This is a genomic window from Nostoc sp., assembly GCF_036917935.1.
Lineage (GTDB): Bacteria > Cyanobacteriota > Cyanobacteriia > Cyanobacteriales > Nostocaceae > Nostoc.
This window is the reverse complement of the sequence record NZ_JBALEL010000068.1, coordinates 51,007-66,011: the sequence shown is the minus strand read 5'-3', so window position 1 is coordinate 66,011 and position 15,005 is coordinate 51,007. Positions and strand designations below refer to the sequence as shown.

At 41.8% G+C, this 15,005-nt stretch carries 16 protein-coding genes; 6 read left to right on the top strand and 10 right to left on the bottom strand.

The window, feature by feature from the left end; translation table 11 throughout:
- Positions 1 to 51: 51 nt before the first annotated feature.
- Positions 52 to 582: an orange carotenoid protein N-terminal domain-containing protein gene (locus V7K62_RS29905; protein ID WP_334870632.1), complete on the bottom strand. Its 531-nt coding sequence runs from the start codon at positions 580 to 582 to the stop codon at positions 52 to 54.
- Positions 583 to 805: 223 nt separating this feature from the next.
- Between V7K62_RS29905 and V7K62_RS29900 the strand changes: the two genes are divergently transcribed.
- On the top strand, positions 806 to 1,180 hold the full coding sequence (locus V7K62_RS29900) for a hypothetical protein (RefSeq protein ID WP_334870630.1): 375 nt from the start codon (positions 806 to 808) through the stop codon (positions 1,178 to 1,180).
- 118 nt (positions 1,181 to 1,298) lie between these two features.
- Here V7K62_RS29900 and V7K62_RS29895 read toward each other — a convergent pair whose 3' ends face one another.
- Together V7K62_RS29895 and queG are read right to left on the bottom strand one after the other, a co-directional pair.
- On the bottom strand, positions 1,299 to 1,934 hold the full coding sequence (locus V7K62_RS29895; RefSeq protein ID WP_334870628.1) for an HAD-IA family hydrolase: 636 nt from the start codon (positions 1,932 to 1,934) through the stop codon (positions 1,299 to 1,301).
- The gene (queG, locus tag V7K62_RS29890; protein ID WP_334870626.1) at positions 1,909 to 2,883 is read right to left on the bottom strand and encodes a tRNA epoxyqueuosine(34) reductase QueG; all 975 of its coding nucleotides are present in this window, start codon (positions 2,881 to 2,883) and stop codon (positions 1,909 to 1,911) included. The genes V7K62_RS29895 and queG overlap by 26 nt, the downstream gene beginning before the upstream one ends.
- Positions 2,884 to 3,369: 486 nt before the next feature.
- Here queG and V7K62_RS29885 point away from each other — a divergent pair, with 486 nt between their 5' ends.
- Positions 3,370 to 3,801 carry a ketosteroid isomerase family protein gene (locus V7K62_RS29885; RefSeq protein WP_334870624.1) on the top strand — a complete coding sequence of 144 codons (432 nt, stop codon included), beginning with the start codon at positions 3,370 to 3,372 and terminating at the stop codon, positions 3,799 to 3,801.
- A 44-nt stretch (positions 3,802 to 3,845) separates the two neighbouring features.
- Here the strand turns inward: V7K62_RS29885 and V7K62_RS29880 are convergent, their stop codons facing one another.
- The 3 genes from V7K62_RS29880 to V7K62_RS29870 all read right to left on the bottom strand — a co-directional run bounded on the left by V7K62_RS29880 (position 3,846) and on the right by V7K62_RS29870 (position 6,832).
- The gene (locus V7K62_RS29880) at positions 3,846 to 4,271 is read right to left on the bottom strand and encodes an ATP-binding protein (RefSeq protein ID WP_334870622.1); all 426 of its coding nucleotides are present in this window, start codon (positions 4,269 to 4,271) and stop codon (positions 3,846 to 3,848) included.
- 3 nt (positions 4,272 to 4,274) lie between these two features.
- Positions 4,275 to 5,948, bottom strand: a complete 1,674-nt coding sequence (locus V7K62_RS29875) for a SpoIIE family protein phosphatase (RefSeq protein ID WP_334870620.1) — start codon at positions 5,946 to 5,948, stop codon at positions 4,275 to 4,277.
- Between the two features lie 164 nt (positions 5,949 to 6,112).
- Positions 6,113 to 6,832, bottom strand: coding sequence for a response regulator transcription factor (locus V7K62_RS29870; RefSeq protein ID WP_334870618.1), 720 nt, complete (start codon positions 6,830 to 6,832; stop codon positions 6,113 to 6,115).
- Positions 6,833 to 7,288: 456 nt separating this feature from the next.
- Between V7K62_RS29870 and V7K62_RS29865 the strand changes: the two genes are divergently transcribed.
- The gene (locus V7K62_RS29865) at positions 7,289 to 8,044 is read left to right on the top strand and encodes a WecB/TagA/CpsF family glycosyltransferase (RefSeq protein WP_334870616.1); all 756 of its coding nucleotides are present in this window, start codon (positions 7,289 to 7,291) and stop codon (positions 8,042 to 8,044) included.
- 174 nt (positions 8,045 to 8,218) lie between these two features.
- Positions 8,219 to 8,965 carry a cell division ATP-binding protein FtsE gene (gene ftsE, locus V7K62_RS29860; RefSeq protein WP_334870614.1) on the top strand — a complete coding sequence of 249 codons (747 nt, stop codon included), beginning with the start codon at positions 8,219 to 8,221 and terminating at the stop codon, positions 8,963 to 8,965.
- A gap of 74 nt (positions 8,966 to 9,039) precedes the next feature.
- On the opposite strand, the gene V7K62_RS29855 is transcribed toward ftsE, so the two are convergent.
- Together V7K62_RS29855 and V7K62_RS29850 are read right to left on the bottom strand one after the other, a co-directional pair.
- Positions 9,040 to 9,813, bottom strand: a complete 774-nt coding sequence (locus tag V7K62_RS29855) for an armadillo-type fold-containing protein (RefSeq protein WP_334870612.1) — start codon at positions 9,811 to 9,813, stop codon at positions 9,040 to 9,042.
- 186 nt (positions 9,814 to 9,999) lie between these two features.
- Complete coding sequence (locus V7K62_RS29850) at positions 10,000 to 10,584, bottom strand: hypothetical protein (protein WP_334870610.1); 585 nt, start codon at positions 10,582 to 10,584, stop codon at positions 10,000 to 10,002.
- A 592-nt stretch (positions 10,585 to 11,176) separates the two neighbouring features.
- Here V7K62_RS29850 and V7K62_RS29845 point away from each other — a divergent pair.
- Entirely contained in the window at positions 11,177 to 12,073 is an 897-nt protein-coding gene (locus V7K62_RS29845) for an alpha/beta fold hydrolase (RefSeq protein WP_334870608.1), read from the top strand.
- A 165-nt stretch (positions 12,074 to 12,238) separates the two neighbouring features.
- Here the strand turns inward: V7K62_RS29845 and V7K62_RS29840 are convergent, their stop codons facing one another.
- The gene (locus tag V7K62_RS29840; protein WP_334870606.1) at positions 12,239 to 12,772 is read right to left on the bottom strand and encodes a DUF4330 domain-containing protein; all 534 of its coding nucleotides are present in this window, start codon (positions 12,770 to 12,772) and stop codon (positions 12,239 to 12,241) included.
- A 394-nt stretch (positions 12,773 to 13,166) separates the two neighbouring features.
- Between V7K62_RS29840 and V7K62_RS29835 the strand changes: the two genes are divergently transcribed.
- Positions 13,167 to 14,030 carry a M48 family metallopeptidase gene (locus V7K62_RS29835; RefSeq protein ID WP_334870605.1) on the top strand — a complete coding sequence of 288 codons (864 nt, stop codon included), beginning with the start codon at positions 13,167 to 13,169 and terminating at the stop codon, positions 14,028 to 14,030.
- Positions 14,031 to 14,120: 90 nt separating this feature from the next.
- On the opposite strand, the gene V7K62_RS29830 is transcribed toward V7K62_RS29835, so the two are convergent.
- Positions 14,121 to 14,876 (bottom strand): metallophosphoesterase family protein, encoded by a 756-nt coding sequence (locus tag V7K62_RS29830; protein ID WP_334870603.1) that lies wholly within the window; start codon positions 14,874 to 14,876, stop codon positions 14,121 to 14,123.
- Between the last annotated feature and the right edge of the window lie 129 nt (positions 14,877 to 15,005).

Sequence of the window (15,005 nt, the reverse complement as noted above, 5' to 3'; positions counted from 1 at the left end):
GCCTACGCGGACTTTGTTTGTGTAGCCGCGACTTCTAGTCGCCAAGGCTGATTACAAACTCGGTGTTTTTCCAGTTTCTGCTTGCGTTGCGATCGGCTTAACATCGGTGTAACCCACTTCACCAGCTATTGTCCGAAACACTGAAATTTGCTCTTCAAAATCTAATCCTTCAATTTGGGAAAGCAGATCATTAATTGCCTTACTTGGCTGGTAACTAGCTGGTAAGTCAACCACCGTATCTCCCATAGCTACCGCCCAAGCATACCAAACTAACAACTGGTTGTTTTCTTTTATCGCCCCATAAGCACGAGAATATTCTGTGTCTTTGCGGTTAACGATATCCCGCATAATATCTAGTTGCTGCTCATCGGATAATTCAAAATAATCTCCTAGCAGAATTGGTGCTAACTCTGGTTCAGCCGCAGCAGGAACCGCTGGTGTGATCGAATCACCCATTTTTTCATAAACAAAATAGAACCAAGCTAATTTGGCATCGGTATCTAAGGCATTAAACCCATCCACAAATTTTTGAGTTTCATTGCTCTGAGCTTGAGAAATACTTTTGTCGTAACTTGCAGTCATTATTATTTGTTTCCAAAATAATTTAATAGGCCAAACTAATTGTTACCAGAGTTGGAGAATCAGATTCTACTATCGATAGAAAGAGTTATATTAATCGCAAATTGTAGCTTTAATCTACCTTTTAATAGAGGTAAAAGTCTCTCTCAAGGAAGTAAGAAAGCAGCGAATTGCTTTGCTATGCTTACTCAAGCAAACAATAAAAATTTAATCTAAGGTTTTAATTATGCCTGATGAAGTAAAGCCCAATGTTAATGAAGCTCCCACCCATGAGGCCCAATTAGCTGCTGAAAGCATAGCTAGTGGTGAAGAAAAAGCACCAACGGTAGATTTTGATGCTGACTATGAAGCTGCACAAAAATTCAGCGTGAGTGAAGTCGATCGCACAGGTAAAGGTGAAGCAGCAGCCGAATCAGCTACTGCGCCTAAATATCAAACCTCTAAACCACAAGAGACAAAAACTCAAACACAGTCAACTGGCAATCCTGATGATTTTCTAGAGTTAGCAAAGGAGGTTGGAAATTCTAATACTGAGGGTGTAACTAATGTCAGTGATGATCTAGTACAACAAGCTTTAGAAAAGGGTGAACGGAAAAATTAATTTTTCCTCATATCTTGCTATTTTGTAGGGTGGTTATTGACATACATAACCCACCCTATTGTTTTGGTCATTTGTCAATTGTTAATATTCTCACTATCGACTTTTGACTATTTATTAATTAACGACTATTCATCACTTCTAGTAGTTCGCTAGGTTGCTGAATTAAATAATCTGGATTTTGCTTGGCTAGTACTTCCGGTGAGTTAAAGCCCCAAGTGACTGCAATCACTTGGATATTTGCTTTTTTTGACGCTTCTATATCTCTAGTTTCATCTCCAACATAAATAACTTCTTGAGGTTTGAGTTGCTTTTGCCTCAAGACATTATTTATAATAGTTGTTTTGCCAAAAATTGTAATTCCTGAGTAGATAAAATCAAATAGGTGATTTAAATTATTGATTGTGAGAAATTGCGTAACATTTTCTTTAGAATTAGAAGTGATAATACCCAGTTTATATCCTTGATTTTGAAGTTCTGTTAATGCTTCTTTAATTCCCGGAATTGGCTTTAATTCTGGGATTTTGTTTTTTAATTCTCCTTTAACTTTTTTAACTAGAAAAGGTATCTTAAATAAAGAAACTCCTGAGTACTTAATAATTTCCCTAGATGTTAAGTTCTTGAGGAGGGCTAATTGCTCTGGACTTATGTGTCTAAAACCAAAGTCTACAGCTAGACGATTAGCAATACTTACAAGGGCATCTACTGTATCAGCAATTGTGCCATCAAAATCAAAAATAATTACTTTCTGGGTCATTCTTCTGCCTGGATGCGTCAAGATTAGCTAGGGCGTTGCGTCGTAACATTTCTGGCTTAATCCGCCGCAAGGCAGATGCTGGAAATCGTTTATCCCACTCCTGATCTGAGATTTGGGCTAATTCTAGCAGGTGGGGAGCAATATTCCCAGGATAAGGCTGAAACTCGGCAATATCAGTTGTTTGAGCAAAACGTTGATTCCAAGGGCAAACATCTTGGCAAATATCGCAACCAGCAACCCAGCCTTGCAAATGAGGTGCAATTGTCTCTGGCAATTCCTTGTCCCGATTTTCAATGGTATGATAAGCAATGCAGCGATTAGCATCCACGACAAAAGGCTGAGTAATTGCACCTGTGGGACAAGCTTGAAGACAACGAGTACAGCTACCGCAGTGTTCTGTATGCGGGCGATCGCTCTCTAACTCTAAATTGGTCAACACTTCTCCCAAAAATACCCAAGAGCCATATTCCCGTGTAATCACATTACCATTCTTAGCAATCCAACCAATTCCGGCAAGTTGAGCCAACACTTTATCTTGCACCGGGCCAGTGTCTGCATAATAACGAGCTAATACACCTGCATCAAGTGATTCTAGCCATATAGATAGCTGCTTGAGTTTTCTATGCATCACCTTGTGGTAATCCCTTCCCCAACCATAACGGGAAATTTTGGCGTATTCCTCACTTTCAGGACGTTGATGTGGTGTGTAGTAATTCAGCGCTACACACACAAGCGATCGCACCTCTGGCATCACTAAGCGGATATCCTGACGCTTTGGGTTAGCCATCCATTTCATATCAGCGTGATAACCTAGTTCAATCCATGCTTGCAACCTCTGCGCTTCTGTGGCATTTACTTGATCTACAGCAGTAATTCCAACTTTGTGAAAGCCCAACTCGCTGGCTTTTTCTTTCACCAGACTGCTGCTCGTTACGGAATACTGATTCATTTTTTTATCTGGATTTTGCCTAAATAAAGGCGTTTTAATTATACATTATGTGGTTAATACCTTTAATTAAGATTTGTTACTTAGCCGACATATAGCGTTTCCTAATCATACAAGGTACGTCATAGCCCCCTCTCGAAGAGCGGGGAGGGGGTTGGGGGTGGGGTTCTTGTATCTCACTCAACTGAGAACCGCTATATAGCCTGTTTTAAAAGTATTGGGCGAATATAATTCGCGACTACACAAGTAAAGTCTACCTCCGTGGACTAATGCAAAATCAAGGGTTTTCTAACCCAGGGAGGTGGGTTTTGTCGTAGCCGCGAATTATATTCGCTCGGCGAGTAATAAATTAGACTTTATAAACATCCTCTAAGACTTCCATCCTAAGGAAGATTTATTAATATGTAGCAATCTATCTCAATAGCAGCTTTTTTTTTACCTATTTTTGTATTGAAATTAATATTCAGATAGTATAATACAGATAATTTTATGACCTCTGCTGAATTTATCTCGCCAGCGCAGTTTAAAGAAGAATTCCAGATTGAGGGAATTACAGAAACAAGTGTACTGCGTTATTTTCAAACCTTAAATGCAGGAGAATTTGAGGCAACTGCTGCCTTATTTGCGGTAGATGGTGTGATGCGTCCGCCATTTGAATCTGATATTGTGGGGATAGCTGCGATCGCAGCTTACTTAAAACAAGAAGGTCAAAACATTCAAGCTTACCCCAACGCAGGAATAGCCGAGACTTTAGAAAATGGTGATATCCAAGTCCAGGTAACAGGCAAAGCACAAACTTCGTGGTGTAGTGTGAATGTCTTGTGGTTATTTATCCTCAACCAACAACGGCAAATTTTCTATACTAGAATCAAACTTTTAGCTTCTCCCCAAGAGTTACTTTCTTTACGTCGTGAAAAATAGCAAATAAGTATAAATCACATTACCTGCAAAAGAGTAGCTTTTTTTTATTGGATTAATTCGGGTAAAGTTGCTTGTAACTTCAGACAGTTAGCACCATTAATTTGCAACTGGTAATCTACCTTATCCATGAGACGATTCATAATCAGCCAACCATAACCACCTTCTTGTTTTTCCATCGGGTTTGGAGCGTAGTAGTTAGACATATCAAAGCCTTCGCCGTAATCCCAAATTTCTAGGGCAAAATCCCGGTCTTTCACTTCCAAACGCAGTAAAATCGGTAAATTTGGTTTGTCCTTGTGGGCATGACGGACTGCATTAGAGTAGGCTTCCACTAAAGCCAGTCTCAGACGACTTGATTGTCGCGACCAATCCACAGATTCTCCTAGCTGGATTTTCAAACATCCCAACAACCAGTTTTCGACAATATTAAGAAAATTCAAGTCACTTGGTACATGAAGCTCACTTTTCATGACTTACAAAATCTCCAGTGAAAGTATAGTTTGATCATCTTCTTGAACGTGATTATCTGCCTGGATGCGAGCTAATAAATGGTTAAGAGAAAGTGGTTGTTGCTCTTGTTGTAAGAGTTGCCAAAGACCATCTTGATTCAGCATCGAACGGTTCATTGGCTCAACTCCAGCCTCCGTTTTTACTGTTGAATCAGGATTATTTGATACCATCGCTTCTGTAATTCCATCACTAGCTAGTAACAATGTGTCTCCAGCCGCGAGAACCAAGCGACCAGATAGTGCCTGCCACTTAGGTAAGATCCCTAAAGGAACACTGCGAACTTTCAGGTAATTGGGATTTTCGGCTAAAGCCGAGCAACGTGACCATAATAGTGGATATATATGACCGGCATTAGTGTAGACGAGTTCCTTAGTGCTAGGGGTATAACAGGCCAACACAAGAGTGATAAAATAATTGTTGCTAATTAAATCTTCACTGAGAGCGTGGTTGAGGTTTTGCATGACCACATTCGGCTCTGCTGGTGTCTCTTGAGATAATTCTCGGCGCAAAACTGAAATAATACTAGCCATAAATAAAGCTGCTGGGACGCCCTTGCCAGAAACGTCACCCACTGCCAACCACAAGTCACCTTTAGGATGGACAAAAACTTCAAAAAAATCGCCTCCTACTTCTCGCGCGGGATAGCAGCAGGCTTGTACCTTCACACCTTTGATGTCAGGTAAACTTTGGCGTAGCAGGTTGTATTGAATTTGACGAGCCACTTCCAACTCATTGTGAATCTGCTCTTGCTTTTCTTGGAGGCGCTGGTAGAGTTTTGCTTGGGAAAGGGCTAAGGCTGCTTGTTCGGCAACACCTGCAATCAGTTGGATATCTTCGTCTTCCCAAGGGCGATCGCGTCCCCATTGGTGGAGGGCCAGCACAGCCAACAGATGCTGATGGTAGCAAAGTGGCACAACCACGTGGTGACAAGGATTACCGTTATATACATCTTGAGCAAGTTGATAATGACGGGTTTCCAGCACCTTTTCGATTAAAACACTGGCGTCGAAGAAGCAATCTGATACATCGGATTTCGGATCGCGGTAGAAGAACTCATCTTGTGTAAGGCGATCGGCCTCTACTGGTTTGAGCAAACAACTGGTAGCTTCAAATGTTTGTCCAATAGTTGCTACAATCTTTTGCAACATACTATCGTAGTCTAAAGATTCCCGAATTGCTGTTGTTACCGCATTAAACAAAGATTCTCGCCGCAGGGCCCGACGCAACTCTTGGGTGCGCTTTTTAACTAAGCGATATGTATCAGTGGCTTGCTCAACTAACCCTCTCAGCCGATCCGGATTCCAGGGTTTGGTAATGTACTTGAAGACTTGACCAGAGTTAATCGCATCCACCAAATCTTCGACATCAGTAAAACCAGTTAACAAAATCCGAATCGTGTCTGGAAAGCGTTCTACGGTGCGACTAAAAAATTCAGTGCCATTCATTTCTGGCATTCTTTGGTCAGAAATAATCACCGCCATTTCGCCAAATTGATCCAACATTTCCAGAGCAGCAAAGGCATGATTGGCTTTATATACTTGAAAATCTCGCCTAAAAGTGCGGTAGAGTAAATCTAAGTTATCTGACTCATCATCTACCACCATCAGCTTAAGTTTGTCTGTCCCGATCTCAGCCATACTTGACTTTTTTTTTCACATATTTGAATGGCGAGATAGTGTGATGTTTATCCCACCTAATAAATAAGAGAAAATCAGAGAAGACATTCACTTTGAAAATATAACTTTCTCAAAGTTGTGAGTTTCCCTTGATCATCTGCAATTGCTCCACACCAAAATTAAATTTATCCAACTAACCCAGAACGCAAGGCGCGGACTGCTGCCTGGGTACGGTCATCGGCACATAGCTTATTCAAAATATTGCGAACGTGAGTTTTAACAGTGCCAACTGTGATATAAAGTCTTTCCGCAATTAGTGCATTACTACAACCTTCGACAATCAACTGTAACACTTCCAATTCCCTTTCTGTCAGGGTGTAAGGTTGAATTCCTTCCAGATTCTCAAAAGAATTAGGGTTAGGGGCAATAGTCTTGGAATCGACCAAAGCCGATTCTAACTTTTGGGGATTTTGTTGCGCTTGTTGTAATACAATCCGAGCGATCGCTGGATCGATCCAAGCGTTGCCATTGTAAGTGACTCGCACTGCTTCCAGCAAATTATCAAATTTGATATCTTTCATACAGTAAGAGTCTGCACCAGCAGCAAAAGCTGCCAACACCGCTTCTTTGTTATCCCGCAGCGTCAAAATTAACACCTTTGTGAGTAGCTGCTGTCCATTTGTAGTAGATTTCACCTCCCGTGTTAACTCAATACCATCCTTATCTGGTAAACCAATATCTACAATCGCAATATCTGGTCGTACCATTTTTAACATTTTTAGCCCCTCAACAGCATTGGCAGCTTCACCTACAACTTCAATTTCATCCTTTTGCTGTAATGCTGTCCGAATACCTACACGAGTTAGGTCATGATCTTCAATTAGAGCGATACGAATTTTACTCATAGCCAACTTCAGCCCGTTACACTATAACCATAAAGTCGAGTTTCGTGACATACTCCCACACTAACCGCAAGCAGTATAGTGGGGGCTTCTATTCCCGGAACTAGAGTTGCGAGTTGAGCGTTTTATACTAAGTGAATATTACACTTTAACAATAAAAGTTAGACTGGTTCAGCCCAAGTACAAGCGCCCAAGATTAATTAGTTTAAATTTCGTCCATTTTGAAACAGAGGAGTAGTACGGGCATCTTGCCCGCTACACCAGCAGGGATGTCTACTACCAGCAGGGAGCAAGTTCTTCGCACTACTTTTAAAAACTATGGTTCTCAAAATAGATATGGTTTACTTTCTATTGTTGCAGGGCAATGGGGAATCTCTCCTGCCTAAGTTCTAATATAAAAAATTTGATAAACTTAACATTCATGCAAAACCTGGTGTGAGGATTACTTAAGAATAGGCTATGTCTAACGGCAATCAAGCATTTTTAGTGTTGGGAATACCAGTTCATGTGATGGCTGACTATCCAGGCTGGTTGTTAGAATGCCTGCACACAGGCAGAGGAACTCATGTCGTAACGCTCAATGCAGAAATGACTATGCAGGCAGAGCAAAATCAATTATTAGCTCAGGTGATTAAAAATGCTGAACTGGTGATTCCAGATGGAGCCGGGGTTGTTCTGTATTTACGCTGGCTATTATGGCAAAAAGTACAGCGTTTTCCAGGGATTGAATTAGCAGAAAAACTTTTGCAAGCACTTGGGCAACAAAAGACAGGGACAAAGATATTTTTCTATGGAGGAGCGCCTGGAGTAGCGGCAAATGCAGCAGATTTTTGGCAGCAGCAAATTCCAGATTTGAATGTAGTAGGCACTCACTCAGGCTACCATTCTCCAGAAGAAGAAGCACAATTGCGACAAACTCTTGCTCAATTGCAGCCAGAAGTGATTTTTGTCGGTTTGGGAGTGCCACGTCAAGAGTTATGGATTGCCGAAAACCGCCATTTGTGTCCTCAAGCAATTTGGATTGGCGTTGGTGGCAGTTTTGATATTTGGTCAGGAACTAAAACTCGCGCTCCCGCCTGGTTAGGAAATAATAATTTGGAATGGTTGTATCGCCTTTATCAAGAACCTTGGCGCTGGCGGCGGATGTTGGCTTTGCCAGCCTTTGCTGTGAAAGCGTTTGTTTATCGTTTGACAGCAAGGGGTGCAATTAGTTGAGAGTGGGGAGTACTGGGTGTTATTACTTAGTTAGTATTAAAGTCTTCAAAAAATTTTAAATTTTCTTTGTTGAAGTTTAAATTCCCAGGCGAAACCTGGGAATCCTTATTTTGAGAGGAATGTCACATCTGAGCAGGCAAACTGTTTGGTTGTGGGTATGAGGAAAATTTAACAATGCCAGTATTAACAACTCAAGTTAAGAAAGACAAATCCTTTCATGGAGAGGACAGTGAGACTCAACAGCACGGTAGCAATACGACTACAAAGGTGCAATTGCAATCTGTAACCAAGACTTATACTAATGGCACTCACGCCTTATTGAATGCGAACCTTGAGGTAAAAAAGGGAGAATTTCTGTTTATCACGGGGCCAAGTGGTTCTGGTAAATCAACGCTCTTGAAACTGCTGTATGGCCAGGAGTTGCCTACACAGGGACAAGTAATTATTGATGAATGTAATGTAGCGGATTTGCGGGGCGATCGCTTGTCATTATTGCGGCGACGGATTGGTATTGTGTTTCAAGACTACAAACTGATTACCCAACGAACAGTAGCGGAAAATGTCACTTTTGTGCTGCAAGCTCAAGGGTATACCCGTAAAGAAATTCAACGACGTTTAGAGCCAACCTTAAAACTGGTAGGTTTGCTGAGTAAAGCTGACTGCTTTCCAGATCAACTGTCTGGGGGAGAGCAACAGCGGGTGAGTATTGCCCGTGCGATCGTTGGTACACCACCGCTACTGTTGGCAGATGAGCCTACTGGAAATCTCGATCCAGATAATTCCTGGCAAGTGATCCAGATTCTCCAGAAGTTAAATTCCTTTGGGGCTACGGTAATTGTTACCACCCACGATGAACAATTGGTGCGGCGATGCAATCATCCCGTAGTGCAAGTTCACAATGGAAGGCTGTCTCGAAAATAAGGATTGGCGATTGGGGATTGGGGATTAATTAAGACTGATCATTTAACCAATGACAAATCACAAATCACAAATGATTAATAAACGTGATGCTTGACTTTTGCTGATACGGGTGTAAAAGTTGTTGCTATTTTGGGGGCTACGACTTGTAGGCGATCGCAAGCTTGTAAACTCTTAAAAGCTGCCTCTCGAACTACAACTTCTTCCTCTCGACTCAGTAAAAGTTGCAAGCATTGGACAACATCTTGCTCCACTGAAGAATCAACTCGCTTACGGTTGATGAATTTAGTTAGTTGACGTAGGGCAATCAACCGCTTCAATGGATCTTTTTCTGTTAAATTCACCAACAACTGATCGAGGTGGTCTTCTTCTCGATTTTCATAGAAGTTGACAATTTGCCATCCCAATAAAATTAAAGTTAACAGTGTTCCCACACCTTGCACAATAGCACCAGCGGCAATCCAGGGACTTTGAGAGTCAACCCATATTGCTGCTGCCATGTAAGTGCTGACAGTAGCAAGACCACCACTGATGACTGCTAAGGCTAACCGACGATTTGAACTATTTAAGAACTTACGTATTTTAGACCAGCGCAATTGCCAGTCCCACTCCTGCATTGAGTAAACCAATACCATTACTCCAACGCCGATTAAGAGAGCCAATAGCAGTTTCCAGTTCCACAACAACATAGCAATCACGATTGTCAGGAACCCAAGAAATCCCCCAGGCCCAGAAAAGCGCTTAAATGTTTGCTGCTTTATGGCTCCCTTTGTCTTGATTTTTGTCAGCGACCAGTTCCAGTTGGGGATTTGGTTGATCAATTGCTGCCAAGAAGACGAAGCCTGTGCCACAGTGTTTACCTACTTGATTACGAAATTACCTATTGTATAAGTTTTACTATGGATGAAGAAAGGATGAAGGCCCAAACCACAAGATGCCCGGTTTTATGGACGGATAGTAGACTAGTACAGCACGGCGCAAACAAAGATACCATTTTAAATCGCTCAGAGCAAGGGCATCTTGTACGTAAGTGCTAATTAAAGACAAAAACGAAAGTTATCAAGGGTGAATTGACCATCAAAAGCACAGAAGGTAACGCTGTAGATGTTATTCACATCGATAGATAATAAGGTGTTGGGGGAAATTGCCGAGTCTGAGTTGGCAAGATTAGAGCCGGGTAGTGCAGTTTGAGCGAGTAGTTGCCGATCGCGATCGTAGGCGGAAAGCACTAGCCGTTGCGAACTAGTGACAAAGGCACTAACCGAGTTAACTGGACGCAAGAAAGTAGCTTCTAAAAATCCGCTTTTGGGCGCTCCCATTAAGACTGTTAACCCTGAATAGGTTGGAAATGCTGGATTTGATGGCTGTATTGCTAGAGAATTGTGAAAAATAACTCCCCAGCGTTCATATTGGCGCTCTACTGCTTCAAAACACTTCAAGTCTTCTAAGTCTAAAGAAATACAAGTAGGTACAGTAAGTCTGGCAGCATCAATAGCTGGCTCGACCTGACCTCGCCAAGCTGAAGCTTTAATTTCGTTTTGTATATTAAAGTTGTCAAGCGCAAATTTAGCGTCTTCAATCGTTGGTAGTTTATTTGATTGAAGAGTAGCCTGCTTTCCCATGACATCCCGCCTTACTATTACTTAGATAATAATCAGATTAGTTATACATTAAAAGTTATTGTTTCTACGTATAGAAGTAGAAGTAATAGCTTATTTTAATAAGCGTTTTAACTATTGTTGACGCTCAAAATTATTTATGGGTTTTTTGATAGACTACCATAAAAACTTATGCTGGATTCACGCTGGAGTGATACTCGCTACCATGAGAAACCCTTATAAAGCAGTAATTCCAACATTAAGTTACTTTTTTTGATGAAAAAAAATTACCAAATCTTTATAAGTAGTCTAGTAATTTTATATCTACTTAATCTGACGGTGGCGAGAAGTCTTAGAGTGATTACTTCGCTGATAATAACAATGAGTGAGGAGTTTGAACTAAACACATGAAAAGTGCTGAGTTAAAAGACCGCTTACAAGGGGCGTTGCTCTTACTAAGTACACAAGTATTGAGTACTTTTTAATCTACTCGTAAATATCCAGGGTGACTCAAGGGGAGGCGAAGAAATTATCAAATCTTCTCTTTGCGTCCCTGCGTCCCAGGTATCTTGTTTCACTTCTGCCAACGAATCACTACAGTCAACAAAAAATACTTATGTTTCAACCAATAGGATTTGAACAACGCTCCATAAATACCTCACTAGGTAGAAAGGTATATTATACTGCTGCTGGAGCGCCTTGGCAGGACGATGTGACTGCCAAAGATGATCGGGAAACCTTGGTGTTCCTGCACGGCTTTGGTGGTGGATCTTCTGCCTATGAGTGGTCGAAAGTTTATCCAGCTTTTGCCGCCCAATATCGGGTCATTGCGCCAGATTTGCTCGGTTGGGGTAGGTCTGAACATCCAGCACGGAGTTATAAGATTGAGGATTATTTGACGACGATTCGGGAGTTTTTCGAGCAGACTTGTACGGGGCCAGTAACTGCGATCGCTTCTTCTTTGACCGCAGCATTTACAATTCGGGTAGCAGCAGATCATCCTGATTTATTCAAGTCTTTAATTCTTACCAGCCCCGCCGGACTTTCCGACTTTGGCGAAGACTACTCACGCAGTTTTTTTGCCCAGTTAGTTAGCGTTCCCATTGTTGATCGTTTACTTTACAGCACTGGAGTTGCTACTAGTGGTGGTATTCGCGGCTTCTTAGAGCAACGGCAATTTGCTCAATCCAATCGAGTCTACCAAGAAATTGTAGATGCTTATCTCCAATCCGCCCAACAGCCTAATGCTGAGTATGCAGCACTGTCCTTTGTACGTGGCGATTTATGCTTTGATTTATCCCTTTACATTCAGAACTTGACCACTCCCACCGCCATTATTTGGGGACAAAAGTCAGAATTTACAGGGCCCTCAATTGGTCGTCGCCTTGCCGAAATCAATCCCCAAGCGATCCGATTTTTTCAACAGTTGGAAGATGTCGGATTAACACCACAGTTAGAATTGCCAGCAGTGACAATCGGGTTAATTCGCAAATTTTTGCCTTTGCTTAATTAACATGAGTAGTAGAGACGCGAAATTGGACTGGGCAACTCTTAGAGACGCGTTAGCGAACGCCCCCCTACGCTAACGTCCCGCTGCGCTAACGCGTCTCTACATTCTTTTTCACCAGATGTTTAATAAGATTGCAACAGAAAAATATTATCAACAAAAGTGACAATACTATTTGTCTTTCAATCTGATATCAATGACAGTTGCATTGAAGTTATAGTTAAAGCCTTCTAACTCAAATGGCATCCCAATTTTCACTTTACTGTTACCCAGAACTGGGCCATTTTCAGTGACTTGAGCTTTGCCATCTAAAGTCAAAAGAAAATCTGCACTATAATTGTTGGTCTTGGGATCTGGCAATTCTTTAACAGTACCATCAGGTTGGAAAACATTGATTGTTCTAGGTAGCTGTTGAATAGATTTAATTTCAATCTGTCCGTAGGGTTGATTACGGATAATCACATTAGTTTTCTCGCCTTTTTTTAAACCATTTTCGATTAATTTTTGCGGGTCACGTACATTCAAACCGCGAACCACTAAGTCTACTTCTATGGGTACTGTTTTCGCACCGACTTGGGCAACAGAACCAGAAGTGCCAGGAAAGACAAAGATGCCAAAGATAACTAGCAGAATTACCAGCGCCGCACCTAAATCTAGGAGATTTATTTTGCCAAACAAGCGACCTTTTGAATCTAAAATAGCCATAAAAAGTTTTCCGATGTAATAGCGAAGTAATGGATTGTAGCAAGAAAGTTTTCGATGGAAACGGCAATTTTACCTATTTGGTAATAACTCAAAGTATCCGGGGGTTGCGGTTATGCGACAGTTTATCACGAGTTCGTAATTTCCGAGGAGCGGTAGCTAACCCTCAAAGCTTTACCTGTTAATACTGACGCACCTAGAAAGTAAAATCTATTGTTTAAGCCTATCTCTAGATAAAATCCCTAGCCTGCCGCAGTTCGGTAGATTTGCGTCAAGATTATCTGTATAACAACTCCTTTGGTCTTGAGTGCAGAATGCAACTTAGAATACTCTAAATCCGTCTGATAATTTATCTCATCATTGTTATGTTCTCCCGGAATAATCTTCAGAGCGTATTATGTTCAATTGGAAAGGTTTTGTTGGAAATTACCGTGTGTGGCGGCGGCGCTGGTTTTATCCCCTAATTTCGGTGGTAGTCGCCCTGAGTCTGTGCCTGAGTACACCTTTGCCTGGAAGAACTTTAGATTTCTTGCCTCTTCTACTCCAAGGAGTTCAGGCATTTCAGCTTTCTAATATATCCCCTAATCAAGAAGTTGATCTTGGTAAGCAGATTAATCAGGAATTAGTCGGTAGTCAAGTGCGGCTTTACCGCAATCCCGAAGTTAATCGTTATGTAGAGCAAGTTGGTCGGCGTTTAGCAGCGAATAGCGATCGCCCCGATCTCCCCTATACTTTCCAGATAGTTGAGGATGACACCATTAACGCCTTTGCGACCTTGGGCGGCTATGTATATGTCCACACGGGTTTGCTGAAAACCGCAGACAATGAAGCGGAACTGGCAAGTGTACTCGCCCATGAAATTGGTCACATTGGCGGAAAACACGTAGTTAAGCAGATGCAGCAAAAAGCCCTCGAAAGTGGTCTATTAACAGCAGCTGGCTTAGATCGAAATTCAGCGGTGCAAATTGGCGTACAGTTAGCGCGAGACTTGCCACGCAGTCGTAAAAATGAATTTGAGGCTGATCAAAGAGGACTACGAACTTTGACACGTACTGGTTATGCCCAGTCTGGGATGGTTTCTTTTATGCAAAAGCTACTGAAAAAGGGTGGTTCTGCTCCGACATTTTTGAGTACACACCCCGGAACCAGCGATCGCATCAATGCCCTCAGACGTGCAATTAACTCTCAACCCAGTAATGGAAAATATGGCTTGGATAATGCTAGTTATAAAGCTAATATTCGACCATTAGCGAGGTCTTGAGGGAATTGGGCATTGGGAATTGAGCATTGGTTATTCCCCTTGTCTTCCTCATCCTCCCAACTCCCCACTCCCCCTCATCTCAAATATTGCTCAATTCTTATTGCGGCGATCAACTTTAATTTTGGCTGGATCAACGGTAATTACAACCTCTTCTAAAGGTAGGGTACGGATATAGTTTTTAAAGATGTTAACTTGATAAACTAACTGATTTGTGACATCCAGCCCAGTCAACCAGCCACTCCGGGGATGATAAGCGCCAGTATCTATGTCTAGCCATCCCTGTCCTTGTGCCAGTTTACCAGGAGAAACACCCGGCAGGGTAAAGGTAATGGTGTGACCGATAATAATTTGCTTATCTGGGAAATAGGGTTTTTCGATGCTGTGAAATTCCTCTCGTATCCAGCACAGTTCATCGGCAGTTTGTTCTGTCACCGACTTGGAAGGGTCAACACCAGCATGAGTTAACCAAATATCCCCCAAGTCAAGGTATGTAGGTAAAGTTTTTAACCAATCCAGATGGTCATCAGGAATTGGAGCCTCTTGGTAACTGGCCACGGTAGCTTGCCCTCCACCAAACAGCCATGCTTGCATCGTCGAGGAGGAAGTCCTTTCATTGGTCAGAATGTTTAATAACATCTGCTCATGATTTCCCAACAAACATGGGTAGTTATTTTGTTTGACAAAATTAACTACCTGTGCGCTATGAGGGCCACGATCAATTAAGTCTCCCAGAAAATAGACTCGATCTTCTGACGTGGGGGCGATCGCCTCCAACAATGTCATTAAACCTTCATAGTGTCCATGCACATCCCCAATTACAATTCGTCTGGGGCTAATTTCGCTCATTGTCTCTTAGCTGCAATAGTTTTGGCTAATACTTCTGCTACAGTTTACGCTGTCTGCTTTCCGCAATGAAAGGTGAAAATACTGGATAATGTTTATTTTAATTTAATTCTTGTACGAGTCATAAACTTA